This window comes from Wolbachia endosymbiont (group B) of Eupithecia inturbata (assembly GCF_964030915.1).
GTDB lineage: Bacteria > Pseudomonadota > Alphaproteobacteria > Rickettsiales > Anaplasmataceae > Wolbachia.
In genome coordinates, this window is record NZ_OZ034987.1 from 1306458 (window position 1) to 1332535 (window position 26078).

Annotated in this window: 28 protein-coding genes and 2 pseudogenes; 6 read left to right on the forward strand and 24 right to left on the reverse strand. The window is 34.7% G+C overall.

The genetic code is table 11. The features are described from left to right. Positions 1–105 precede the first annotated feature (105 nt). Complete coding sequence (gene wmk, locus ACQH21_RS06235; RefSeq protein WP_230609044.1) at positions 106–1038, forward strand: WO male-killing family protein Wmk; 933 nt, start codon at positions 106–108, stop codon at positions 1036–1038. 123 nt (positions 1039–1161) lie between these two features. Here the strand turns inward: wmk and ACQH21_RS06240 are convergent, their stop codons facing one another. Further along, positions 1162–2079: a patatin-like phospholipase family protein gene (locus tag ACQH21_RS06240; RefSeq protein WP_230609042.1), complete on the reverse strand. Its 918-nt coding sequence runs from the start codon at positions 2077–2079 to the stop codon at positions 1162–1164. Between ACQH21_RS06240 and ACQH21_RS06245 the strand changes: the two are divergent. Continuing rightward, positions 2078–2584 (forward strand): annotated as a pseudogene (locus ACQH21_RS06245) (phospholipase D family protein); the annotation flags it as partial. The gene ACQH21_RS06240 and the pseudogene ACQH21_RS06245 sit on opposite strands and share 2 nt — an antisense overlap. Here the strand turns inward: ACQH21_RS06245 and ACQH21_RS06250 are convergent. From ACQH21_RS06250 to ACQH21_RS06320, 15 genes are all read right to left on the reverse strand, one after another. Beyond that, positions 2575–2793 carry a hypothetical protein gene (locus ACQH21_RS06250; protein WP_264687462.1) on the reverse strand — a complete coding sequence of 73 codons (219 nt, stop codon included), beginning with the start codon at positions 2791–2793 and terminating at the stop codon, positions 2575–2577. The pseudogene ACQH21_RS06245 and the gene ACQH21_RS06250 sit on opposite strands and share 10 nt — an antisense overlap. A 65-nt stretch (positions 2794–2858) precedes the next feature. Then, complete coding sequence (locus tag ACQH21_RS06255; protein ID WP_052264890.1) at positions 2859–3389, reverse strand: ankyrin repeat domain-containing protein; 531 nt, start codon at positions 3387–3389, stop codon at positions 2859–2861. 52 nt (positions 3390–3441) lie between these two features. Beyond that, complete coding sequence (locus ACQH21_RS06260) at positions 3442–4377, reverse strand: phage late control D family protein (protein WP_052264891.1); 936 nt, start codon at positions 4375–4377, stop codon at positions 3442–3444. Then, positions 4378–4587: a tail protein X gene (locus tag ACQH21_RS06265; protein WP_038536967.1), complete on the reverse strand. Its 210-nt coding sequence runs from the start codon at positions 4585–4587 to the stop codon at positions 4378–4380. Next, positions 4584–4940, reverse strand: coding sequence for a phage tail protein (locus tag ACQH21_RS06270; protein ID WP_038536970.1), 357 nt, complete (start codon positions 4938–4940; stop codon positions 4584–4586). Before ACQH21_RS06270 ends, ACQH21_RS06265 begins: the two co-directional genes overlap by 4 nt. Beyond that, positions 4940–7201 carry a phage tail tape measure protein gene (locus ACQH21_RS06275; RefSeq protein WP_230609038.1) on the reverse strand — a complete coding sequence of 754 codons (2262 nt, stop codon included), beginning with the start codon at positions 7199–7201 and terminating at the stop codon, positions 4940–4942. The genes ACQH21_RS06270 and ACQH21_RS06275 overlap by 1 nt, the downstream gene beginning before the upstream one ends. A 115-nt stretch (positions 7202–7316) precedes the next feature. Continuing rightward, on the reverse strand, positions 7317–7571 hold the full coding sequence (locus tag ACQH21_RS06280; protein ID WP_052264941.1) for a phage tail assembly protein: 255 nt from the start codon (positions 7569–7571) through the stop codon (positions 7317–7319). 34 nt (positions 7572–7605) lie between these two features. Beyond that, positions 7606–8112, reverse strand: a complete 507-nt coding sequence (locus ACQH21_RS06285) for a phage major tail tube protein (RefSeq protein ID WP_265028097.1) — start codon at positions 8110–8112, stop codon at positions 7606–7608. Between the two features lie 15 nt (positions 8113–8127). Next, on the reverse strand, positions 8128–9309 hold the full coding sequence (locus ACQH21_RS06290; protein ID WP_265028098.1) for a phage tail sheath subtilisin-like domain-containing protein: 1182 nt from the start codon (positions 9307–9309) through the stop codon (positions 8128–8130). 9 nt (positions 9310–9318) lie between these two features. Beyond that, a complete protein-coding gene (locus tag ACQH21_RS06295) occupies positions 9319–9876 on the reverse strand; it encodes a hypothetical protein (RefSeq protein ID WP_230609035.1) in 558 nt (185 codons plus the stop codon). A 6-nt stretch (positions 9877–9882) separates the two neighbouring features. Further along, the gene (locus tag ACQH21_RS06300) at positions 9883–11154 is read right to left on the reverse strand and encodes a hypothetical protein (RefSeq protein ID WP_230609034.1); all 1272 of its coding nucleotides are present in this window, start codon (positions 11152–11154) and stop codon (positions 9883–9885) included. Next, a complete protein-coding gene (locus ACQH21_RS06305; RefSeq protein ID WP_230609283.1) occupies positions 11151–11354 on the reverse strand; it encodes a hypothetical protein in 204 nt (67 codons plus the stop codon). The genes ACQH21_RS06300 and ACQH21_RS06305 overlap by 4 nt, the downstream gene beginning before the upstream one ends. Before the next feature lie 4 nt (positions 11355–11358). Continuing rightward, positions 11359–12540: a hypothetical protein gene (locus tag ACQH21_RS06310; RefSeq protein WP_230609033.1), complete on the reverse strand. Its 1182-nt coding sequence runs from the start codon at positions 12538–12540 to the stop codon at positions 11359–11361. Positions 12541–12551: 11 nt separating this feature from the next. Then, positions 12552–14489, reverse strand: coding sequence for a DUF4815 domain-containing protein (locus tag ACQH21_RS06315; RefSeq protein ID WP_265028099.1), 1938 nt, complete (start codon positions 14487–14489; stop codon positions 12552–12554). Positions 14490–14491: 2 nt separating this feature from the next. Then, complete coding sequence (locus ACQH21_RS06320) at positions 14492–15175, reverse strand: hypothetical protein (RefSeq protein WP_265028100.1); 684 nt, start codon at positions 15173–15175, stop codon at positions 14492–14494. A 185-nt stretch (positions 15176–15360) separates the two neighbouring features. Here ACQH21_RS06320 and ACQH21_RS06325 point away from each other — a divergent pair, with 185 nt between their 5' ends. Together ACQH21_RS06325 and ACQH21_RS06330 are read left to right on the forward strand one after the other, a co-directional pair. Then, on the forward strand, positions 15361–16557 hold the full coding sequence (locus ACQH21_RS06325; RefSeq protein WP_425384100.1) for a hypothetical protein: 1197 nt from the start codon (positions 15361–15363) through the stop codon (positions 16555–16557). After that, positions 16517–17587, forward strand: coding sequence for a hypothetical protein (locus ACQH21_RS06330; protein WP_265028101.1), 1071 nt, complete (start codon positions 16517–16519; stop codon positions 17585–17587). The genes ACQH21_RS06325 and ACQH21_RS06330 overlap by 41 nt, the downstream gene beginning before the upstream one ends. A gap of 97 nt (positions 17588–17684) precedes the next feature. On the opposite strand, the gene ACQH21_RS06335 is transcribed toward ACQH21_RS06330, so the two are convergent. Genes ACQH21_RS06335 through ACQH21_RS06355 form a run of 5 tightly spaced genes read right to left on the reverse strand, consistent with a single transcriptional unit; the run spans position 17685 to position 20615 of the window. After that, entirely contained in the window at positions 17685–17849 is a 165-nt protein-coding gene (locus ACQH21_RS06335; RefSeq protein ID WP_265016887.1) for a hypothetical protein, read from the reverse strand. Between the two features lie 49 nt (positions 17850–17898). Continuing rightward, on the reverse strand, positions 17899–18396 hold the full coding sequence (locus ACQH21_RS06340; protein ID WP_265016888.1) for a hypothetical protein: 498 nt from the start codon (positions 18394–18396) through the stop codon (positions 17899–17901). Between the two features lie 32 nt (positions 18397–18428). After that, on the reverse strand, positions 18429–19235 hold the full coding sequence (locus tag ACQH21_RS06345) for an AAA family ATPase (protein ID WP_265028102.1): 807 nt from the start codon (positions 19233–19235) through the stop codon (positions 18429–18431). 23 nt (positions 19236–19258) lie between these two features. Continuing rightward, positions 19259–20068, reverse strand: coding sequence for an ATP-binding protein (locus tag ACQH21_RS06350; protein ID WP_265028103.1), 810 nt, complete (start codon positions 20066–20068; stop codon positions 19259–19261). Between the two features lie 52 nt (positions 20069–20120). Further along, positions 20121–20615 (reverse strand): RNA polymerase sigma factor, encoded by a 495-nt coding sequence (locus tag ACQH21_RS06355; protein ID WP_265028104.1) that lies wholly within the window; start codon positions 20613–20615, stop codon positions 20121–20123. Between the two features lie 230 nt (positions 20616–20845). Between ACQH21_RS06355 and ACQH21_RS06360 the strand changes: the two genes are divergently transcribed. Then, positions 20846–22972: an AAA family ATPase gene (locus ACQH21_RS06360; protein ID WP_265028105.1), complete on the forward strand. Its 2127-nt coding sequence runs from the start codon at positions 20846–20848 to the stop codon at positions 22970–22972. Positions 22973–24082: 1110 nt separating this feature from the next. On the opposite strand, the gene rhuM (ACQH21_RS06365) is transcribed toward ACQH21_RS06360, so the two are convergent. The 3 genes and pseudogenes from rhuM (ACQH21_RS06365) to ACQH21_RS06375 form a co-directional block, all read right to left on the reverse strand. Then, positions 24083–24418 (reverse strand): RhuM family protein, encoded by a 336-nt coding sequence (gene rhuM / locus ACQH21_RS06365; RefSeq protein WP_319803734.1) that lies wholly within the window; start codon positions 24416–24418, stop codon positions 24083–24085. An 8-nt stretch (positions 24419–24426) separates the two neighbouring features. Further along, positions 24427–24748 (reverse strand): annotated as a pseudogene (gene rhuM / locus ACQH21_RS06370) (RhuM family protein). Next, a complete protein-coding gene (locus ACQH21_RS06375) occupies positions 24690–24971 on the reverse strand; it encodes a hypothetical protein (protein ID WP_264376457.1) in 282 nt (93 codons plus the stop codon). The pseudogene rhuM (ACQH21_RS06370) and the gene ACQH21_RS06375 overlap by 59 nt, the downstream one beginning before the upstream one ends. Before the next feature lie 626 nt (positions 24972–25597). On the opposite strand from ACQH21_RS06375, the gene ACQH21_RS06380 reads away from it, so the two are divergent. Further along, complete coding sequence (locus ACQH21_RS06380) at positions 25598–26065, forward strand: crossover junction endodeoxyribonuclease RuvC (protein ID WP_264376456.1); 468 nt, start codon at positions 25598–25600, stop codon at positions 26063–26065. Positions 26066–26078 lie beyond the last annotated feature (13 nt).

A 26078-nucleotide genomic window follows, 5' to 3' on the forward strand; every position in this document is an offset into this window, starting at 1 on the left:
TTCTTCCCTTCTTACTTACAACCACAAAATTGCAACTTCTTTATAAGCTAAATTTTAGGTTATAGTAAAATAACAGATGGTTTATTTCGGTAAAATTGTTACGATATGGCAAATATCTCTATAAGATATAAAATAGCACAAAAAGTAAGAAGCTGGAGATTAAAACAAAAGTATACCCTAAAAGATTTAGTAGAGAAAACAGGCATAAAATATCATACATTACTAAGATATGAGCAAGGAGCATGTGGCATTCCAACTAAAAAATTAAAAGTAATAGCGGAAGCATTATCAGTTCATGTTGGCAGCTTATTTCCTAGACAAAAAGTACTGAGAGAAAATTGTTCTTTTAACAAAGAATGGATGTACAATTTCATAGAAAAAATAAAGGGACAAGAGTCATGCAAGTTGATTCGCGACTTGGCTGGGTTTATTCAAGCTGAAGAGGAAAATAATGTAAAAGCTGCAAGGGTAAGCATGGCCAAGAACTTAGCGAAAGTAGGATTTGATAATGATATTATCTATCGGGCAACTGGTTTATCAACTGATGAATATGATGAGGAAAAAGGCTCTGAGCATTCAAACGAAGGACAAGAGATAAAAAAATGGAGAATAATAAGAGGGTATACTCAAGAAGAATTAGCAAAAAAGCTAGATATAGGACCCTCACAGATACATCACTATGAACAAGGGAGTGCTACCATTTTAAGTGAAAGATTATGGGAAATAGCAGAAAAGTTATCAGTTAATCCTGAAGATCTGATGAAGAAATATGAAGAAGATAATTATAAAGCAGAAAACGAACTATTAAGTTGGGTGAGAGAGTCTAAAAAGATTGACAATCAAGAATCACGAGATGAACTGGATATATGGGTAGAATTTTTATCGCAAAGAAAGCAAGTTTACAAAGAAAAGATTTATAAAGCAGAGGCAATTAAAGTTGCAAATAATCTACATATGCTGAATGTTTCTATTGATGCTATTTCTAAAATAACGAACTTATCTATTGAGGAGCTTGAAAATTATGCTTTCAAAATTTAACCTGGGTTAAAAACAGCGATAGTTTATTGACTCAGAAATAATATATTAAGATATAAATAAAAGTAGTTAATATATCTACTCTAAACTCTTGTTTAGCTCTGCAGAATTTGGCATCTCTACTTATCAAGATATAACATCACAGAATTTATCTATCAGTTCCTGATTGTCCTCTATCATTGCCTTTGCCTCTTGCTGAAGAGATTTGATATTTTTTGATGTAATATTATCCATGTCAGGTGATGCTATTTTTAGTTGCGATTGTATGCGTATATATTTATCACCTATAACTTGATCAAGTTGGTAATTTACTGCATCTAAACTTGAGGCAAACATCACATGTAGTAGTGGTTTTATCCAGCCTATTTTTCCCAATCTCTTTGAATTGGCTATGCTTCTATCTGTTCTGCCAGTACCTATCGATAACAGTAGAATATCATCATTTGGAAATAACCTCTTACCACTTGCATATGCACAAGCCGCTGGATTATTGGCAAACACCCCTCCATCCACTAATACCATTTCCTTGTGGTTGATTTTTAGATGTTTTGGTATGAAATAAGTAGGGGCAGCCGTTGCAGCTCTGAGTGCATCTTTCAGCTTAATATTACCTTCTTTCCAGCTTTTAAAGAAAAATGGACGATTATTGTGAATATCATAACTTGTAATTAGCAAATTACTTAAAGTGTTTTTTAGAGTATCACCACCAAAATACTTATCCAGTACAAATTCAATATTTTTATATGGATATTGTGCACAGTTAAACCAAGATAATATTGATTGCCTGAAGAATGAAGATTTAAAAATATATGACCCGTATTCTTGGTAAAATTCAACTAAATCATTGGCTGAGTATTGGGGATTTCCTTGTTCATCTTTCCTGCATAACCCTGCTACAACAATCCCACCAGTTGAAGTACCAGCCATAAGATCAAAAATCTGGGAAATTGTCTTCCTTGCTCTCTTTTCTATTTCTGCTAATATTATGGCTGGTATGATGCCTCTTATGCCTCCGCCGTCAATTGAAAGGATGTATTTAGTCATGAGTAGATATTTATTAGTTTTATTAACTTGCTTGCTTCTATCAGGATTTTCTAGTTGTCCAAAAACTACAGTATGTTTTACTCCTGGAGAAAATTGCACCAACCTAATAATTGATTCCGTGGATCATGCTAAAAAATCCGTGTTGGTTCAGGCATACCAATTTACCTCAAAGCCTATTGCTGAGTCCTTGGTTCAAGCTAAAAAGCGTGGAGTTGATATTAAGGTTATTCTAGATGAATCACAAACTAGTTCAAAACATAGTGTAATTAACGAATTATTTGAGCACAAAATTCCGATATGGATTGACTTTAAACCCGCTATTGCTCATAGCAAGGTAATTATTATTGATGAGCAAAAAATCATAACCGGATCATTTAACTTTTCAGATGCCGCTCAGCAAAGAAATGCTGAAAACCTACTGATCATAACAGGAGATTCTCCACTAGTTGAACAATACGTCAAAAATTGGAAAAATCGTCAATCGCAGTCTAAGCATTATACACCAGACTTTAAGTTATCTTTGAATTCATCCAATTCCTCAGAAAGATTTTTCACCCTTTCCTCAAGTACGAGTACCTTTTCCATTAAACCATATTCAATAAGTTTATCATGAAGTTGTACCCTTGAGTCTAACTTGGATAACCACCATATGATTGCTACGGTTTGGATTAATAACGTGATAATTACTGTAATTGGAACTTTTTGCTTTTTCATGTGAAAAGATTAATTTGTTATGGATAGTTTTGGAAGTTTATATGGAGATCAAAAAACTTACAGCTTTAGTGATTACTTTCTGTTGATTCGTATCGATCCTCTGCTTCTGCAAGTAGCTTTATTATTTCTCTGTAAGGTTTATCTTTATTGTGCCTTGATCTTAGTACAGCTACATCTCTTGGGTTTTTCCCATCTGTGTCTCTAATGGTAGGGTCTGCACCTTTGTCTAATAAAAACTTAATAACTTCTAGGTGTCCTTCACCTGCAGCGTGATGTAAAGCTATTCTTTTAAATGCATTTCTATCAAGTGCGTTTATATTTACTTTTTCCTCTTCTATTAAAAATCTGATAATGTCTAAACATCCTTTTCTTGCTGCAAAATGTAACGTTGTTCCACTCAAGTTTGGAGCCATGTCTTTTACTAAAAGTTTTACTATTTCTAAGTTGCAATTATTAGTAGCCACTTGTAATGTTTTGTTATAATTATCTGCAGCTTTAGATCTTTGGTAGCAATATGTAATAACAACACATACCATTAATATTATAAACCATACAAAATGTATTTTTTCCTTTTCATTACATTTCAGTTGACTCATATTCAGTAGTTTCTTTACATTGAATAGACTATATACTTATTTTTCCTTAACGTTACTTACTCAAAGATGCTGACAACATAGTAAGGTAACCTGAGCTATTTAAAGTATGCTCCGCTCTATTAACTATCCATTCACCATCTACTGCTTGATTGAAACCTATAAGATTAAGTTTAGCTTCTGCAAATAACTCTGGATTACCAGGCATAGTTATATCTAAAGTTTCATTGTTACGCTTCAATTGTTTTAATTTGGCATTTGCTGCACTTAGTGCTGACTCTGCATTTGAGTAAAGTTCCAGCATAATATAACTTGGTTCACTGCTACCAACTGTTTCTTTAATAGTTTCGCCCTTTTCATAGCTATGCCATTTTGCTACTACTGAATTATACTTATCACGTACGGTAAAATGCACTTTCCAATTAATTGTGTCTTGAGGTCTAATAGTCATTGTTCCTAAAGCTCTTCCTGTGGCTGATTTTGCCATATTCTTTGAAATAAACAATATATACCCACCAGCTAACTTTGCCATTGCTTCACGCTCTGTTGCGATCTTTGTTAACAGACTTATATCACTTTCATCTACCTGATTAATGTGGGGTATTAATACATTCTTAAATTCCTCAGCAACTTTATGTCCATATCCATGTTTTTGAGCTATTTCTTTCACTAAGTTTTCTATGGTAATTTGATGCCATTCTTTTGATACCTTTGCTTTTAAAGATATTCTTAAATTTGTTGCATGAGCTTTGATTAGTAGAGTCTTAGGTGGACCTTGTATTGTCACTTCGTTAACTGTATATACACCCATTGGAAAGATTCCCGTTTCCTTATAACCTAGTGCTATGTTCAATTCATTTGGAACTTCCACATTTTCATTGCCATAATCAACGCATACCTCTGCAACATCATCTATAGTACCAGATTCATCAGTAAGATGCACCGATATTACATGATCTTTTATTCCTTCAATGCTAAATTCAGGTTTCATTTATTCCCACACTTTTAACTTCGATTTTTTTAATTGCTCTTGTATTCTAGGTAACCTGATCTTTAATCCTGTAGGCAAAAAACTTCCATACTCTGCAAGACCAGGATTAGCCTCCAATACTATTTCTACTGCTCCAGAGCTATATCCATAGTGCTTAAAACATATGTAATCTAACATTTCATTTTCTCGGGTTATATAATGTACTGTCATACATAACTCCTTAAACTTAAGCTAAATTCAACCTTTTTTGGTAATCCACAGGGAAAATACGACGTTTGCTTTTCTTCTAACCGCACAATAACAAATCTTCCCAAAACATTCCCTAAATTGTCTACTAAGATACTTGGTTCATGATTTTTCTCAGTTTCTTTCATACTTTTTAATTGATTTAAATCATTCAGATTATGGAAATAAATTACTCCTTCTAAGTCTATATTTTCTGCACCTTGACCAATATTTTGTAATGAAGGTATTTTACCAATGCACTCAATTGTACTCCAACGATTTTCTTTACTATACCTTACACTTGTTGGAGAAAGCTTATGTTGACCAAGTGATAGCATTAGTAAATTGGTTCTATTGAATCAAATAAAACATCACGAGATTTTTCCCTTATTCTTTTTATTACTGCATCAGCAAGACTACGTACATCTTGGTTAGGTTCTGCTTTTATACTTATATTAAATGTAAAAGTTTGATTGAAAATTTTTTGTTCACACTTTTCACAGTCTTTTAAAACTTTCTCTGAATTATCTGCTACAGAACTTTTTTCTGTAATCACACTTTCAATATTCGTTCTACTATTCGAAATTCTACTAAAAGCATTATTATTCAATAAAGGATTTCCTTTACTAAAAACATTATTTTCACTAGTTGCACTGCCTATTTTTGCTTCTACTGGTATCTCTAATGCTTTTATTGGATTATCATTAAACAATTTTCCTATACCAATCCAATTTTCTATAGGTTTTGTAATTGATTTCCAGATACTTGAAAAAAAGTCCTTCACCTTTTGCCAATTAGCAATTACAAGCGCTGCACCAACTGATAGTCCAGCAACAGCAGCTCCTATAGGATTGGTTAGCGTTAAAGCTTTCAGTCCCATGATCACTGCTGGAATTACTCGCGCTGATAACGAAGTTAGTACTGGTAAAAGTGTTCCCTGCAAAATAGCCTTAAAAGTTAATATTCCACCCCCAGCTAATGCAAATGCATAACCAAAACCTACCACTGCAATCTTGCCAATAATAAGAGCTGAAATTATGCTCATAACTCCTGTAGTTAAAATTGGACACTTCTCTGCGAACCAAGCTATACCTATAGATATAGACCTCAAAATCTTACTTATCCAATTTAAAGGAGGTAGCATAACTGACCCTAAGTTCATTCCTAGCTCTGCTATTGTATTTTTAAGTAGCTGCAAATTATTTGCTGTAGTACTTGCACGGTTATTAAATTCCTTTTGCATAGATTTGTTATACTTTTCTTTATCAGCCACAAAATCTATTGCTTTTTTATATTCTTCCAAACTTCCAACTATTAATGCAATATCATCTTGATATTCTTGACCAAAGAGATTGAGAAGGATTTGTGAACGTTCCTGTCTATCTACTTTTTCTAGAGTTTCAAAAAAATAAAGTAGAGCGTTTTGCCCGTTTTCAGCAACCTTTTGTGACATTTCCTCTGCAGTGATACCTATCGATTCCAATGCTGCTTTGAACTCTTTTCCTTGCCCTTCAGCAGTTTGAAGTTTAGAAAGCAGAGCATTGATAGCAGTTGCTGCTTTTTCAGGTTGTTTACCTAAACTAACGAAGGCATTTACTAAACTACTTGTTTCCTTAATATCAAGACCAAACTGTTTTGCAGTACCACCAACTATTGCTAGAGCTTCAACCATATCTTTTGCTTTGGCAGCAGTGTTATCTGATAGGTAATTTATAACATCACCAACTCCTTCCATCTTCTCTACTGCAATTCCATAAATGTTAGCGAGTTTAGCTATGGAATCACCAGCTTGTTCGGCAGACATGTCAAATGCTGTGGCCATTTTAGCTACTGTTGTGGTAAATTCAAGTAGCTTATCTTTGTCGATACCAAGCTGACCACCACTTGCAGCTATTTTTGCTAACTCTGCAGCCGATAATGGTATTTCACGGGATAATTTCTTCAATTTTCGAGTAAATATATTAGCTTCATTATCACCATTAAATTCTACTACTTTCCTAACGTCAGCCATGGCACTCTCAAAGTCAATCGCAACTTTAATTGGCGCTGCAAGTGAAAGCCCTAGTCCTATAGTCTCCATTACTTGTGATCTATAATGCGCTTTTTTTGCCAAAGCATTTTGCTGTTTTTGTATTACAGATCCTAATTTATTGTATTTCCCTTTGAGTACTTCAATAGATGAACCAAGTTTAGTTTGATCCCTCACTAAAGATTTAATATCCTTTCCACTTTTCCTTATTTCTTCATTTAATGTGTGAAGTGTATCTCTCTTTTTGATATAAGCCTCTTTTGCCTTTGATGCCGATGCTTTCAATTTTTCGAATTCATTTCTCAGTGCTTTGCTTGGTTCTTTTTTTTCCTTCTTCTCTTTAGCAATTACTGCAGCTGATTCTTTTGCTTTCTTCTCCGCTTCCTTCCAATTCTTCATGGCTTCAAGGGCATCATGATTTAGTTGCTTAAATTTGGAAACAGATTTCATTGACGAATCAAGCTGCTTTATACTATCACCCAACTTAGAAAGCTTTGCTGTACTACCTGTCATTGCACTATTAAAACTGCCATCTAACGTTGCACCGATCTTTATTGAAAGCATTGACATTTTTTTGTTACTCCTTCACTTACTTCTAACCACTTTAGAAACTCTTTTATACTCATATTAATAATTTGCTCAATTCCACTTCCTGTTGTTGAGCTAAGTTTTAAAATATTGAATCTTAACTCCTCTGTTCCAGCGGCGACAAAAAATCTTTTAGTACCTTTTGTATTTCTACATAATCTTTAATACATAAATCTTCAACTACTTCTTTTGGCACAGATGCTAGATTAGCAATTAAAGCTACCTCTTTCAAAGCTTCGCCTTCTATGCGTTCTATAGTAAGTAAATCTCTTACTTTAGGTTCACGCATCGATAACTCTGAGACAGAAATTCCATCAACTGTAATTGGGTTGTTTAGTGTTATAGTGTGCATTATTGCCTCCTTAAAATAAAATTTCGAAATCTTTTCATATGCCTAAAACCGTTTGTAGCAAAGCCATCTGATCAACACCATTTATCTTTCTAATCATATTTTCAGCATCGATTTCTATTAATTCATTACCACCTATAGTAAGTTTGTAGTAATGGGCAGCTACAGTACACTTTAGAGTTGCTTTTTCAGCAGGTTTCCAGCTACCAAAATCAAATTCTTTAAAAATGCCTCTTAAATTGATTATTACTCCTTCAATATCATTGCTACCACTACCTTGCATTCCACCACGGAGCGTCAAAGCTACTGAATTCCCATTTATCAGCCCAAATAGCCGAAAGAGCTCTGTATCGTATTCAGCAAAAGTGAAATCTGCTTCAAGCTTTTCCATGCCCATGTCAATATTTATTGGGATATCCATACCACCAGCACGATATTCTTCGGTTTTTATGGTGAGCTTTGGTAACGTTATCTCATCAATTTTTCCTGCATAACCCCGACCATCTACGAATACATTAAAATTCTTTAAAATCTTCGGTAACATCTCTTTCTCCCATTTTTATAATATTGTACCACTCACAAGATGTGACCTGAAAGTAATCTGTTCTGCTGGATATGGTGGTGTAAATTCGAAATCAAAATATACTTTCCCGCTTGCAATATTTGCCGGTGTATTGAGTTCAGGTGTTGCATAACATTTTCCGCTAATAATAGCTCCTTGTGCTTTTAAATTGGCCAAATAAGAATTCACCCCCTCAATTACATCATCTATATAAGTTTTGGTAATATTGCGATCAACTGCCCATAGATGAGCTCGAAGTAAACTATCGTTGATTAAATCTGCAGTTCTTCTTACTGATAGAAAAGCCCATTTTGAGTCATTTGAACATGTTCTATTTCCCCAAAGCCTATAGCCATTTTGATGAATTATCGTTGTTACTTCATTTTCATTTAAGTGGTTTGCTCTGCAATTTGTATTACCGAGCGTAAAATCAATAGGCCTGCTTGTTCCAACAATACCATTTATCTCTTTATTTGAAGGTGAGTGCCAAAATCCTTGTTCGCTATCTACTTTTGCTATTAAACCAGCTACAAATGGGCTTGCTGGCAAGGTTCCTTCTTTTCCTTCAATAAATACCTTAACCCATGGGTCAATCACGTAAACTCTTGAGCTGCCTACACTTTTTCTCCATTTTATTACTTCTTCATCATTAGTATTTGGTCCATCTGCTACTATTATGCTTCTCAGCTTTTCTGCTATAGGAATTAATGCTGCAACCACTGGATTTTTGCCATCTTCTGGTAGTTGATGAGTAAACTGAGGTGCAATTAATATTCTTGGAGCAACATGAATTATACTTTCACTGCTGAGGAATGCCTCTATCCCTTGATACTCTCCAGTTTCTTTATCAACACCGCCAATTATATTCTTCAGCGTCTCTTCTTCTTTTAATTTTGGATCGCTGTTTTCACTTTCCTCAACTCGAATAACTACTACTGTTGCACCAATCTGGGAAAATATTCCGTTTACTGCAGAAGGTAAACTGCCACTCTTTCCAAGTTTTGCTACTTCTTTTAAGCTTCCTTCTATCAGTACTGGTTTATTCAGTGGAAATTTTTGCTCATTGGCTTCAGGTGCATTACCAATTACACCTATCACTGATGATTTAGCTGTATGTACTGTTCTTGCCCCTGAGGTTATCTCAATAACATTTACTCCGTGTAAAAATTCTTCTGGCATTTTTTCTTTTTAACTTTCTTGCATTCTTTGTTTAAAATCATTGAGCAAAGCCTCTAGCTCTCCTTCGCTTTTGGCTTCTTTAATTTTCTTTTTGACCAAATCTTCAAGCTCTTCACATTTAATTATTTCTTTTACTGCTTTTTTTACTTTTTCTTCAATTATTCTTGCCATTTCAATAACTGTAATACCACGTACTTTTGCTAATGGCTCTATAATTTCCGCATCCTTTTCATTCATAGATTCTGGTGCTGCTAAAATGTTCTCTGCGGCTTTCGCTTGAATCTCATAAGATTTAGCTTTTTGGTGAGAATGCCCTGCGTATTGGTGAGTATAGTTATCATAATAAGCACGAAGATTAGAAAGTGCAGAAAACTTCGCATTTTGCAGTAACTCCAATTCAATGTCTTCTTGATTTCGCTGAGCAATTTTGCCTCCTTCTGTTAAACAATAGCTTTTTTGCCAATCAAAATCTTTTGGCGCTTCATACCAATTTTTACCTTTTGGCTTGCTTTCAAGTATTGTTGTTTCTACTTGTTTATCATTTTCAAATCTAATGTAGATAGACATTGTTTGTTACCTCCAAATCTCATGCGTGTTAGATAATCCTGGACATTGCCAAGCTTTTAGCGTTCTTTCCACATCTATCTCAAGCCCTGTAGTTAAAAAATTGCTCCGAAAGTTATAAATACTCCACCTCATAAACCAACTGTAATGGTGATAATCAGATGTGTAAAAATATGGCGATGCGTAAAATAAAATTGCTATTGTCTTATTTGCTGGCACAGTAATATTATTTGAACTACTAAATACTGCAGAATTAGTTGAGTAGTTGTAAATATTTGTCCAAGTTATTCCTGAGATTGCCGATTTATTAGTATTAACGTGACTAGGTGTTCCTACGAATAACCCTGCTCCTTCATATCCTGAACTCCAACGTGATGAACCACTAAAATGAAGCGTTCGCGTTTTATCGCTGTTTGTAGTGTTTTTTACAAATATTACTCCAAGTAGTGCATATGGGTAACTGTATTGATCTGAGCTGTGACTACGACGTAAAAATGCTTTTCTGTACAGAAATTTACCGTTACTTCCTTGTAAGAAGTACAACTGTGGTGGATGATAAAAACTAGAATACGTACAATCATAAGTATTACTACCTGCAAGGAGCTGCAGCATATAGTCGGTTTTTGCTGTATCTTTATACCACTGCCCTAATTCTGTTTTGAAATAGCCATTATCATCAGACCAACCATAGTCATTATATCGATTAAGAATGCCGAACAGAAAAGGTAATGATTCAGGTTCAACCATATTGCGCTTTCTTATCTCTTTTATAATTGATGACCCATTTGGCACATCATTAATCGAGTTAAATTTAGTTGTGAGTGTTTTTAATTGGTCTTCTCTGGTTTTTATTTCCTTCATAATTGATGAACCAGTTGGTATATCGCTTATGGCTTTAAGGCTATTTAATGTGTTTCTTATGCTATTTAAGTCTCCGGCATTATTGATGGTGGCAACATGTGAATCTTTTCTGCTATCAAGTAGTGATAAGTTTGTAATTCCTTTTTCATCTATTTTCTTTAACGACTTTCCCTCCAATTCAGAGATTGCCGCTAATGCATTGTTTTTACTACTATCTAATTTATTTAAATGACTTGTGCTACTGTCAAGAAGCTCTTTTAATTTTGCATCAGTCATCTGTACAATATCAAGTACTGTACTTTGCCCAGCAATAGACTCTAGAGATTTTGCAAGATAGGCAAGTTGATCAGGGGTAGCATTTACAGATAAATCTTTTAGTCTCTGATGCAATGCATAAACTACTTCTTTGGCGATAGTCACCTGTTATTACTCCAAAAATTCAAAAAATTCTCAAAACTGAGCTTATCAAATGCTTTTTTAAGCTGATTGTGCTCATTCTCTCTTTTAGCGATATCTTCATCTATTTTCTCAATTGTAGTACGGATACGTACCACATCTTGAACTGCAATATTTTCTGGATGAGGCAGTGGATATCCTCGTTTGGTTTGGTCATTTGGCATTGGTTTATGTGACAATAATTCTCAAATTTTTGACTTTAGGACGATAAACAACCGTTCCACTTAAAACTAATTTTATCCTCGTCTCATTAGCACTAAAATTTGATAGTACATGAGTTCTCTCCACCCAGCTTTCTCCAATTGGTTTTCCTGATGTTAAATTTACTAATTGCCAATCCACGTTTTTTTGTACATATGCTTTAACATCTGCAGTGCCAGGTATTAGCGCATCATATGTTATGGTGATCTTGGTGTTAGCTCCTGCTGTAATACTTCTTGTAACATAATCTCCTTTTTCCCCTATATTACCCATAACTAGCTGTAACCCAGGATATAGCACTGGACTTTTTTCTTTTGACCCTTTTAAATTTGCCTTTACTGTTAGCTTTCCAGATAATCTTTCACGCAGTGCGAGTGGTAAATTATCAGACAGAAAGTTTTCTTTTCCCTCTTCATCTGTTAAGATAAATTCCACATTGGTATCAAATGCTACTTTTTCGACGTTCGTCAAAACAATTAAATCTGAAGTATTGGTTGCTGTAACTTTGCCAAGATCAATAACATGAGAATTTTCGCTAAATTTTGCAGCTAGTAGTCGAAACGTTAAATCTAAATTTTGATGCGGTGTCCACGTACTTGCATTGCTTGATGAGAGTAATACTCCTACTTGATATGGTTGACTTGTTACCCAACGGCTATTTACTGCATCATATTTGCCAAGTTTTGCTATTTTTACTGCAGTATCTGCATCATCAGTAAGTAGTACTATTGCATACTCCTCTTCTGCATGGCAAAACACTGGTGACCACTCTATACGTGTTGCTGTGCCATCTATCTTTATATCTTTTGGCTCAATATAACTTTCAGCAATGACAGTTTGTGAGGGCATTCCCACTGCTGTTTCTCTAATCTGCACAACAACACGTTTTTTGCCGTTATTTACAAACCATAGTTCCACGCCTCCTATGTGCCTACTTTCATTTAGAGTAAATGTTTGCGCTAAAGGATCAACTCTTCTTGCTGCGATAACTCTTCTTCTTTCCTCTATGGTAATTGTTTTTTTACCAGTATAAGTTGTTTCTCCATAGCTTCCTTTATCGCCATAAAACTGTACTAATTTAGTACCCGCTGGAATGTTTGCCGGCACTTTCACCTTTCCTTTTAATTTTCCCTGATTGTTAGCTTCCACTTTTTTTTCCTCTATGCCATAGGTATAATAGAAATGCCATCAAATTTTACTTCTTTAATTTTTTCATTTGGCTCAAAACCTTCGATCTCAAAATTCTGTACTGCTTCTCTCATAAATTCAGTTTCATATGAAGTACTTGACAGCAGCTCTGTTGTTTCTTTAACATTAAATACTCTGGTTACTGGACTTTTCCAATTAGTGGTAACCTCTGTCCAGTGGTCAATGTTTTTATTTAGAGTAATTTGTGCCGGTACTGGATCAAAAGCTTGATATGGATTAATCTTTTCTCCTTTAGTCTGTAAAAGCTGCTCCAGTACCGGTTCAAGTTCATATGGCAAAAGATATCTTTCCCCACCTTTTTCAATATCTGCAACTTCTACATCTATTGGCAGAACTAGCTCTCTATTTACTATTGCTGCAAACTGCGAAATTCCTTGATCGCGCATATCATCATCAAAGAACGGATCTACAAATACTCCTTTTTTGCTGGTAGGTTCTCTTGAATTTGCATCATTGCGTAGACGTTCCTGTGCAACCAGCGCATAAAGATCATTTATTCCCTTCTTCATTGCTTCAAGCTCATTCATCGGTACAGCATGAATAGCATTATTCACTATTTTCACCCCTTCTTTTTCTCCGTTTTTCCATGTCTGATGAATGTAGCAGAGCAAAAGTTGTCCGCTAGGTGCTTTAGGCATTGATGGTTGCCAAGAATGGGAAATTCCTTTTATTCTCCTTACCACCCCTTTGCTATCGATAGTAATTAAATCATAGCGTGGCATTTTCCAGGTGTAATCAATCAGAACCAAGCTGTTATCAACTGCTCCTTTTACTTTACATCCCTCTTCGCTTATATCTTCAGGGCTTATATGAGTGCGGCAGCGATAAGTTATTTGGTAACTACTTCCAGGAGCTGGTTCTTTACCAGGTAATGACCAATCAACGTTTCCTGCGTTTAGTTTGTAATCTATACTATTTTCATAAATAACATTGCCTTGTTTAACTTGAATAATCTCAAGTACCGCAGAGTCAGGTATTGGATCAACAGCTCCTGAGTATGAACCGTGAGTAATGGTAATGGTTTTTTGAACAGTTATATCTACTTTTTTAATTTCACTTATTGGAAAATCATTCACCTTCAGTTCCATTACTCTTTGGCTATTTGGCTGAAAAGTATGTGGTTCTGATTCAACTGATTTTATATCTGGATCGTCATCAAAAGAAACACGAATACTGTGAGGAAGTTCAATCTCATAGCCATCAACATGAGCTTTGCCCTCATTAATCACAAATATTTTTTTCCCCTTTTCGTCCCCTTCTTCTCTCTGCAAACAAATTACTTCTAGACCGTTTACTACGTAAGATCCATTTGCTTCTTTATCATAACGAGCAAGAGCTGTAGTTACTATGTTTGCTTGTGGTGGCGGTGAATGTTCTATTAATACTCCATTTTCAATGTTATAAATTGGATAAAATTCTCCTTCAGAAAAACGTGGAGAAAGACCTTCTGCTTGATAACCCCAAATGGTGGAAACTTTAAGCCTTGCAGCTCCTACTTCCTGATAGTTTCTTGTACCAACTGCAGGATCACGAAGATTTTCGTCCTCAAGTTCTGTAATTGTAGATTCTAGATAATAAACACCTATACGAACTGTGGTACTCAGTGGAATAACAAACTCTTCTTTTTCGACTTTTCTAACTGCTCCACGAAGATAGATTTTTCCTCTTTCAAGTGTAACTTTACCAGTTTCTCTATCTATAATACAATTACTTCCTGTTACAACATCACCATCACGAAATATTGCATCTCCTATGCCTTTAAGCTTAGAAAGAGCATACTCCTGAGTCTCATTTAATTCTGCAGACTGTAGACCTCTTCCAGCAAGAAATAAGCTTTTTTCGTATTCTTTGTCAGGATTAAAGCGGTTATAATAGCTACTCAGTGTCATAGTTAAAAAGTCACTACAAATGAAAAAGTTTCCCTGGTTGCTGCAGTTCTGATAAGTGGTACGGTATGTTCCAAAACCAATAAAATCCCATGGTCTTCTATATCTTGAGGTTCAAAATATCTCTGTCCTTCAGGTAATTCTTTTTTTACTTTAGTACCAACCATAACCCCTAGCTCTCTGATTACTCGATTTGCTGCATCCGTGAAATCGAAAGTGAATTTGAGAAAAAGATTATTGGTTGGTACATCAGAAGGCCTAAACCTTCCAGAAGGAGTTATAAGTTCGCCGTTTTCATCACCTGTGCAGAATAGCACTTCATCTGCAGTACGTCTGCCAAGTTCATTCAAGAGCTTTATAGAATTTATAGGTTCAGGTGGTGTGCTTTGAATGTACTCTATGGTAACTTTATCACTTACTGGAATAGAGCTATTTTCCGTACGTTTAATTACACCAGTACTGCTATCAACTGTATAGTCAACACTTGGCTGATAAGTTGTTTGTCCTGTAAAAACCCTTACATCTTTAATAGTGTGGTGATCTAGAGCTATTTCATCCTCAACAAAAACTTTTTCGACTTGATGACTACTTTCCCAGCTTGCATCACCACTGCCCCAGGCAAGATGTAGAGATTGCTCTTTTATGCTTGCGGCTATTGCTGCTCTTCCTGATTGTGTGAGTATTGACATTTGAAAATTTGACTCCTGTATATATATTCACCAAAATTACAAAAACTGTTCAGTTTTTTTAGGAAAATTCTTCTTTTTTTTCATAATAAATTTTTGTTGACTAATCTTTAATCTATTTTAGACATAATATATTTACTTTTAGATATATGATAGCTAGTGAGGAGTTTTGGGAAAGCAGTTTAGAAATGCCAATATCCTTTTTGCTTAAGGACTTTCAAAATCCAAGTTTACGTGAAAGTTGGCTTAATTCTCTTTCTGGTAGACAATTAAGTGTGATTTTTAACCACTATTTTCAGAATAAACAAAATAGGCAATTATTTAAAGACCACGAAAAATGCGATGATATTTCAACTCAGCAAAAGCGAAAAATGCTTACTAAAATTTCTGAATCTCTGTTTGATTATTACTTAGTCAATCGTTTTAGTCGTGCAAAATCAGAAACAACTATAGCTGAAGTAGCACAGTCTGTATTAAGCCAAGATCTTCTGAAATCATTTCTGTTGCAAAATAACAAATATGACAAAAAGTCCTTGTTGTTTACTCTCTTTATAATTAATCATAACTTACTGAAACAAATTTTCTGCTTTAATCAAGTGCAGAAAAAAGGTTTTTTACCTTTCGTATTAAAAAATCCTCCAAGACAAAAGTCCACTTCATTTAAGGATTTTTTATCAAAAAGTACGATACAGGAAATATTAAAACAGCATGATCTATCTGAAAATGATAGTTTTGAAAGTCAGTTTCAAGAACTCTTTTACTACCAAAATAGTATTTACTTATTTATACGACGTGCTAGTAAAGATGAAGATTTGGTAATGAGTTCAAATAAGGTAATACACGGTTATAAACCTAGTAGAATTATTATTGACTTTGCTTTAAACGCTAACCAAGTAAACCTATCTATTCAAAGTTTTGATCAAGGATTAAAAATAGCAAATAGAATAGCAAGCTGTTATTTTCAACGAGAATGTTCATTTACTAACATGCGCCACCAAAATACAACAGCACAAGTGAGTACTTTTTTGAATGACTGTGTAAAACAACATGTACCTGATATTCGCCTATTTGAATTGAAATTTGGTCCATCTCAATCTAAAACTAATCTTACGTTAAACACGGATAATATTGAAGAGTGGTTGCAGAAGATAGAGCCTTCGGTTGGTAGTGTACTGCATGATGTTTCGCTTGTTCAGCATATCAAAGTATTGTTCAAAAGTAAAAAAGTTACTTTATCCTTTCAGACAGACACGCAATACGCAAATTATATAGAAATTGATTACTCAGAATATGTTCTCAATAGAAAAGAACGAGATGATTTTAAGTCTTTAATTAGAGATAGCTATGGAATTACCGTTTTGTCGAAAACACTCTCAAGATATTGATACTATGTTAGTAAACAGGTCCTGGGTAAATCCTGACGAAAACTATATAGAGGTTGCAGAGTATCTCAGTCAGCTTGATTTTGTTAAGCTTGAGAAGTATTATTTCGTTGTTTGCGCTAATGATTTAGATCTTGATTTTCCAAATATACAAAATCCTTATTGCAAAAATGAGGTTATCATTCCTCATGGTTTTGATGAAGATTGTAATGATCTAGCTTGCGAGGATTGTGGTCGTGATATTTTTCCTGATACTTATAAAAAACAGCGTTATCTTGTGCTTTCAATTAAACTCAATACGGAAAAAATTATAAATTGGTTTGAAAAATTGTTGATAGGTCTTATATGGGAAAAGGCAGTAGATGGAATATATCATATAAGCTTTAAAAGTAAAATAGTAAGCATTATCATACCAGCTTTATGTACTGATAAGTCATATTTAACTGTAGATAGATTAAGAACTAATGTTGCTGTTCTTATAACTTTTGGAAAAGAAGACTTAAAAATATTGTTAAGCCTATACACTGTTTCCATGGCTGATTTAATTTGTGAACATCAAACTCTAAATCAAATACTAAGCGAAGCAGTTGAAAAAGGAGTACCAGAATTATTACCTAACGTTTCTTTTCAAGCATTCCCTTATGTTCCACTGCAAGAAACAACTCTCCCAGAAAAAAAGATACTGCGATTAAAAGTTGAAGATAATACTATTTATGTTAATGACGTTGAAATTATAGGCAAACAAGCAACTTCAAGCATCCGCATCTTTAGAGTATTACTTAAACAATTTTTGCGTGATTTGGAAGCAGCTAAAGAATATAAATTTCTTAGTATCATTCAAATAGCAGATAGTTTAGGTATTGAAGACCCAGAACAGCAAGTGCGCAGACCTCTTAATAGAATGCAAAAAACAATAGCAGAAAAGCTAGCTAGCACCTTGGGACTAAATATAAAACGCGATGATGTGATACAAGCATGTAACTGGTCAGGCTATCGGCTTAATCCATCTACCATTAACTTAAGTGCTAGCTAAGCTAATGTTGGACAGAAAACGCAGAAGGATACTTCTCTAAAATATACCGGTTCAGCGCTTACCTGCAATGAAAGTAAAAAATTCAACTACGTCTCCTTTAATTTTGGCTACAATCTCCTGCTCTTTCTCCTGTTGTCTCAACTATTATTTTATCTCCACGTGAATCTCCAATGTAAAACTCACCGCCAGGTAGTAAATAGAGTAGGTATTCTTCAATTCTATCAATTACTAACGCTTTTATTTCTTCTAGAGATCTATTCATAAAAGGTGCCCTTCAATAATTTATGATAAAAATATGGTTCTTTATTCGCTTAGAAAGGTATCCAGTCATCCCTCTGAGGTTCATCAGGAGTAATGATCGTATCAATTCTATTCCTGTTTCCATACCTATTATCAGCTTCAATACCAACTTTTGCAGTAAACTCTAACCCATTAAAATCAGCTATAGAGTTGACTTTTCTAGCAATAACTGCTTTTTCTGAACTGTCATTTGAATGAATGTTCCGTGCTGACTCTAAAATACTTCTAAGCATAGAACGTCCAGATTCTCCCCAAACATCTTCTCCTTCAACGCTTGCTTTGCCACTTTTGACACCTATAATCTGAAAAATCTTGCGTTTTGCATATGGACCTTCAGTGACAGTAAATTCAGCGTTTAAATAGATGCTGCCAGTAGTGTAGCTTTTCGTGAACCAATTCTCATAACCTCCAGGCTTTATTGCCATTTTTACCTTGACTGTTATACCTTTCGGTATTAAACTGCTTTGCAGTTTCGCGTTATTAAAATCAGTTAAAAAATCTGTTAGCATATTGTTCCCTATAAATTAAGTAAAAAAAAGAATCAACTCCATTGGTCTACAAGTTTCCAACGACCATTTATCTTATCGACAAGCTTGCTTGCCACACGTTCACCATTTCGCAGCTCAAACACTATTTGACGGGTAGTGCTTTCTTCATCGTGAGCAAACATCACCATGCCAGTGCTATAAAATCCACGTAAAGATCCAGCACCGCTTAACCCTTGAAATGGATCCTCTTCTAGCATCTTTTTAGACAGTTTTTTTGTATGGTGGGTGAGTATTATGCCCGAATCTGGATTAATAATATTTCTCAATCTCTCAAGTGTTTTTTGCAAGAAGAATAACATAGCGCTGTTGTCATTTTCGTTGCCATATTCACTTGAGTTGAAGATATTGCGAAGAGGATCGACGGCGATAATATCAGGTTTAAAACGCTCTTTAACAGTATTTTTGATTTCATCTATTTCTTCACTACTAAGCGATAATTGCACTCTTGGCGTGATAATTAAGTTATTGGCAGCTATATCCAAAAGTTCCTTATCAAGTTGAAGCTGTTGCAAACGTTCCTTCATATAGTCATACTCAATTTCAGTTTGCATGTAGAAGATCTTCAAAGGTCTACTTGGCATCATACCAAGAAATGATCTACCAGCAGCCATGTAGACAAGCCAAGAGATCAAAAAGTCACTTTTGCCGATTTTAGGAGGGCCACCCAGTACCAATAAGCCTCTTTTTGTTAAAATTCTTGGTGAGATTATATCTTCTGGTATAGGCGATTGATCATTCAAGTATTCTTTCACACTGAAAAAGGGAATTTTTTGACCGATATTGAAAAAGCTTTGTTCCATAATAATTATTCTCCAATTTTTAATTAAATAATAGGAGCCAAGGTTTTGGCTTTAATTTTCGCAAGTAATTTACCCAAATGAGGTTCTTCAACCATATTCAGGCAGCCACTGCGATCTTTAGCAGGGTATCCCCAAGTATTAATAGTCTGACAGACAAATGAACGTCTCTCTGTACCATCATCTTTCTTGATTCCAACCATACTGATTACTTCGTCAACTATCCCAGGAATTTCACTTGCGGTTTTAGCACCTTCACATTGAGGTAGCCAAGTTGGACGATTGCAGTCATCGAGATATTGACCTAATGTGCCAACTATGATGATGTCTTTGTCTCTGATATGTTGAAACTGATTGAGCCAGGCCATCATTTCTTGCGCAAGTAATCCATAGGCAGCTCTTTTGTCTTCTTTTCCCGATCTATCAGAAAAACACTCAGGTTGCATTCTTGCCCATAAAAGACATAAACGTGATGCAACAGTTATACTATCAATGAAAATACATCGATATTTAGAAACTTCAGAAAGAAGATCTTTGTACTTGCCAGATACATGCTCATAGTGTCTTTGACTATATGCTTGATCAGGTTTTAATGCAGGATTAGGACCACCAATTAGGCAAGCAATGTCTCTGGCCTCATTCCAAGTGCGAATCTCAGTTGAATCTCCTTTCCAGTCTTGTACAGCTAGAAGTCCTGCTTCAAAATCAAGGCAAAGTGTTGTTGATTCATCGAGAGTTTTGAGTAAGCTAGTTTTACCAATTCCATAAGGGCCAAAGATTACTATCTTCACACCTGTGACCATTTTTGCTCTTTCTTCGCTGTTTATTATTTTCATGTTTTTACCTATATGCACTCATATATAAATTCACCAAATTTCAAAAAACTGTTCAATTTTTCTTATGCTTTTTTCCGTAAACAGGTGCAAATTTAGATCGCATTTTCTTGAAAATGTTGTACAAAGTAGTCCGTGACATATTGTGCATGTCTGCAACTTCAGCAATGCTGTGGTGTTTTAGTTGTTCACATAAAACCTGCCACTTCTTTGGTAACTTTGAAATAATTTGCTCAACATCAATACGTAGTATCGATTCATCTTCAAAACAGTAACTTTCCTGTTGCACATTATTTTCAAGTTTAGGAGTAGTACGTGAGTGTTTACGGACTAGATTATTAATACGATTTTTAACAACTTGCTTAGCAAAAGTTGAAAGACTGCCCTTAGTCTTATCATACTGATTTATGCATGAAAGAAACTCACAGAAGAGGTCTTGTTCTATGTCTTCAATATCTTGATCAGTAAGCGACTTATAACATTTTGCGTAAAATTTTATTAAATTAACAACTTTAGGATCAATACCTGAATAAGAGTTTCTAGATTTCATAAGATGTATCCTTAAATGAAAGACTTAAGGATGAAACTTTCTTAGTAAATATTGTAGGACATGAAAAAAATACCTCAGACAATCGTGAGTTTTTTACCCTCTGAAAACCTGGAATCTTTTTTCAAACCTCAGACACTCAAAACTTTGATCAGACAATGCACCTACGAACTGAACAGTTTTTGTAAATCCGGTGAATATATAGAACAAGACTCCGAATTTAAAGGTTAATTATGAGTGTTTCATACAATGTTCCAGAGATTAAAGCACAACTATTGTTGAATTTAAGATCTTGTCTTTCTTACCTTTTCCCCAATGGGACCTTTCATGGTGATGAATTTCGAATAGGTGATGTGCATGGTAACAAAGGACAAAGTTTAAGAGTAGAACTAAGTGGCAGTAGAGCAGGATTATGGAATGATTTTGCAACTGGAGAAGGTGGTGACATTATCGACCTTTGGGCAGCTGTGCATAGAAAGAATGCAAGGACAGAGTTTCCTGAGGTAATGGCTTCAATAAGTGAATGGCTCGGAAATAATAAAAAATACAGAGAATATGTTGATGAAGACTTCGAGAAATTTATTACCCAAAGTTGGAATTATTATGATGAAAATGGTCAGGTGATTGTAAAAGTTTATCGTTCTGATCCTCCTGGAAAGAAAAAAGTATACAAGCCTTTTGATATCAAACAATCTAAGTTTGCATCACCAGAAATAAGGCCTCTATATAATATTCCAGAAATCTTAAAGTCTGATAAAATTGTTCTGGTGGAAGGGGAAAAATGTGCAGAAGCGCTGATAGAGAAGGGAATAACTGCAACAACAGCGATGTCTGGAGCAAATGCACCTATTGAGAAAACTGATTGGACTCCACTTAAAGGTAAACACATTATTATATGGCCAGATAATGATGAAGCAGGTAAGAAATATGCTAAAAATGCTGAAAAAAAGCTTTTAGAAATCGGAGTTGAATCACTTGTTGTTCTTAATATTCCACAAAATAAAACAAAAGGCTGGGATGCTGCAGATTGTGTAGAGGAAGGTATAGATGTCAAAGAGTTTTTAACTTCAACTCCATGTATAAATTTACCTGCTACTGATATTCCAACTACTGATACTTCAAATATGAAAAGTTTAGAAAGACCCATAAAACAGCCACTTAATATTTTAGATTGGAGTGCAGAGCGCTTTGTAGGTCCAGTACCAGAGCAAAAATTTCTTGTTGAAGGGATATTTCCTTTGGGCGTTACTTCAATAGTTGCTGCTATGGGAGACACAGGAAAAGGAATGCTGCTACTTGATTTGGCTCTCAAAGTTGTAAATGATACAGATCAAATATGTGGTTTTGGTTCGCTTGTGACTGAACATGGATCAGTGGTAGTCTTTTTAGCAGAAGATGATGCAGGTGAAGTACATCGCCGCTTAGAACGACTTGACCCTAAATGTGAAAGATTAAAATATAAAGACAAACTATTTATTGTACCACTGCCAAACGTCAGAGGATCACTTACAATACTAAAAAACGTTCGTGGTAAAGTTGTCGAAGTTTCTCCTGAATTCGAATCTATAATAAAACAGCTCGAGGAAATTAAAGATCTGAAATTGATAGTATTTGATCCACTTGCTTCATTTATCCATGCAGATATAAATGCTGACCCAGCTGTAGGGGATTATCTGATGTGTCTATTGTCTGATCTAGCAAATAGTACTGGAGCTTCAATTGTTACTGCTCACCACATGAGAAAACCAAAGGGAGAAAAACCTATACTAACTGTTGAACAAGCAAGAGATGCAATAAGAGGTACCTCTGCTCTTGTTAATGGTGTTAGATGCTCATACGCTTTTTGGCCAATAGAAAATACAGCTAGGCTAGAGATCTTTAAGGCAGTAGGAGAAACACCAAGACAGAATGCTTTATTTCATGGGGCAGTTGTGAAGGCCAATGGGTTAGCTGATCGTACTGTAAGAACTTACCTAAGAAATCAGGAAACAGGGCTACTAGAAGATATAACAATACAACTAACAGTTAAAAATGCTAGTGAAAAAGACCTTAAAATATGTCTTATCGATGCAGTTACACGATCTGCTGCTTCAGGGCATCCATTTACTCACACAGGAAGCACAGGAGTATATAAGCAACGCCATAGACTACCTGAAGTTTTTCACAGCATGGGAAGGGATAGACTAGAGCGTATGGTACAGGAACTTTTGCAGGTAAAGCAGTTAGTTAAAGTGATGTCTACAGGTTCAAGAGAGGATAAGTGGCTTGACATTCCAACTGGACCATTTGCTTGTGGTATAGGAAAATTCACTCTTGGAGCTGAAGATTTTAGCTATAGGGAAAATTTAATGTTAGGATAAGTTTTTTTTTATGGGTAAAAATATTTTAGAGTTTACCCAGTTTTCTCTATTGCCATTTCAATCTATATAGCTACTATCAATTTACATCCACTCAACTAGAACTTAGCACTTAAGAAATAGCACCATCAATGATTGTATTACATTCCTAATTCCTAGGTTCCTAAATCAGTAATTAGAAATCAGGAATCTAAATTCTGCGTGAGAGCTAGCTTTTTTGCCTACGTTCCTAAAAGCGTTCCTAGAAACCACATGTCTAAAGTCAGCCAGTGAGGCGGATTCTAGCTTCCTAAAACCCTTATATATTATATATATATAATAGTAATAAATAATAACAGTAATAATAAATATAAAATATATTGGATAAATAGAAATGAAGAAGACCTAGAGAGATTACCACAAAACATTACTTAAATTTAATGAAAAAAATACAACCTTGAGGCAATTGCATTTAGTGCGAATTTAAAGTGATTATACGACTCCAGGGTACAATTATACTACCAAGAACTAAGTTACTTATGTAAGGCAGCTTAAAACTCGATTATGAGGCATTTCTAAATTATCTTTTACCTTAAACTTTTACTTGCTACAAAAAACCTCACCTTATTTTATCATATTTCTTATTTATTGTAAAATACTTTTTCAAAAAAGTGAACAGTTTTTGTAATTTCGGTGAATATATATCACCAGAGCTGGTTATTTTGGAGGTCTTATTGAAATATAACTATTTTCATCTAAAACTCTTAAGTTGAATTTTTAGGTAATCTCTATAAATAATTTGTAGATGAATCTAAAGGAAAAAAGTTTGGAGTTGCTGCTATAAAAGAAGAAACAGAAGCTACCTTAAAATGGAGACAAAGATCAAAATTTATTTATTTACGTCTCCAGGTTTATCTAGTATAATGGAGACAAAGACTTATATTTCTACTATATTATTGGTAGATAAAAAGCAGAGATACGGGGCTTTCTAAAGGGTGGGGACAATTTTTCACCCCCCTTGAAATTAAAACAAAAGGTGATAGACAAGATATCAAACACAGATAGCTCAACTACAAGCTGGTTTTTGTTGTAGTTATTTTCTCACTTTCTTTACTTAATTCATCAAAGTCAGATTCATGTTTGTATAACTCTATACTTTTCGTATTCTCCTTCAGCTAGAGCTTTTGCAACTTCAGCACTAACTTTACCAGCATCTTTAAGTACTTCATAATCATTGAACAATAGAAATGCATCCAACTTTTCAACCCAATTCTGCATTTTTATTAGCCGATGCTTTCTTGCTTGAAGTTCCGCATAATCTAGGAAACAATATGCACTCAACTCTTTTTCAGTCAAGTAGTTTTTTGCAGTACTCACATCACTCTTATGAATTTTGTTGCCAGAACCATCTTTCCATGTAGTTAGCCCAATATTTGGTTTTTTGTGGTCAACTCGAGAGCTCTGCTGCAGTTAGGCCATCAATATAATTTATTCTGTACTTTTGCATAAAATTGTTTTGTTATTTCTGAATTTGGATCATAGTCTGCAGAGCATTCAGCATAAATGTCAGTAATCTTCTGGTAAAACCTACGTTCGGATGCTCCTGATTTTTTCAAGTAATTCATTGAAGTAGTCTTTGCCAAACTTTGGGCCGTTTTTTAGCCGTTCGCTATCTAATGCAAATCCTTTGATCTTTAAAATTTTCGTAGCCCATACTCTAAAAGATGTAGCCTTTTTAGAATTAACTCGATAACCAATAGCTATCCAAATTATAAAATTGTGTAGGGTACTGTTTACCATCTTCAGCAGTATTCCGGAAAATCCGGATAACTGAATCTTTATCTAACTCTTGACTAGCAAATATGTTCTGTAAGTGCTCACTAATTGTTCTAATGTTAACACCAAATAACTCCGCCATTCTTTTTTGTGTAAGCCAAATGTTTTCATCTCGATACAAAACATCAATTCTTACATCTCCATCTGGAGTTGTATATAATAAAATTTCGTTCCCATTTATTGTCATATCTACTCTACCTTACTTCAAGTAGCATATGGGTTATTTGTAAAAAAGACAAGCAACTGTAAAACTCTAAAAATAGAGGACTATCTGCTTTATTCTTTAGCTGATAAGCAGTTTTAAAATTATTTTAACTTTTTTTTAGAAAATCCCGGAAAAAGTAGTAAGAAATCCGGTATATATATAATAGAAGGGCTATAGTTTGTGGATGCGCTTCAAATACAAAAGCTTTAAGTGTCAATTCAAAACTCGGCAAACAAACATTGAGCATACTTGTATTTTTTTAGATGAGGTAAAAACTTCATTTTAAAGATGGATGCTAAAATATAGCACTGCGTAAAAGAACGAGTGTAGCACCCTTTAAAACTTAATTAAATGGCATTCTTAGTAACCTTACTACTATAGAACAAATCTTCATGTAAGTCTAACACGATTTTTATCCTTTGCAAAAAAAATTGAACAGTTTTCGTAATTTTGGTGAATATATATAATAAGAAAACAACTTTCTGCAGTAGCACATAATTCTCGAATTTCCGTTGTTGGCCTACAAAAACCTATGAATTGCTAGTGTATTTTGCAGAAACCAGACGATATTTTGGAGTAAGTGCTACTTGTAATTTTAATAATAGCAAATGTCAATCTTAACACTGGACCTCGGCAAACAAATGGGCTGGGCAATTCTAACAGATGGAGTAATTGAAAGTGGAAGCAAAAGTTTTCATGGTAGCCGGTTTAGCGGAGGTGGAATGCACTTCTTAAAATTTCGTAGCTGGCTAAATGAAATGAAGGAAAAGTTCTCAAACATTGAAGCAGTGTATTTTGAAGAAGTAAGAAGACATCTAGGAACTGATGCAGCTCATTGCTATGGTGGTTTTCTTGCAGTGCTGTCTGCTTGGTGTGAAGAGAACAATATTCCCTACCAAGGTGTTAATGTTAAAACTATAAAACGCTTTATCACAGGCAAAGGCAATGCAAGTAAGAGTGAAGTTATTGAAGCGATACGTGAAAAAAGTTTTTCACCTCGAGATGATAATGAGGCTGATGCTTTGGCATTAATGTTCTATATTAGTAAAGATATTAACAAGACGAAAAATCCATAAAAAGTGGGTCCTT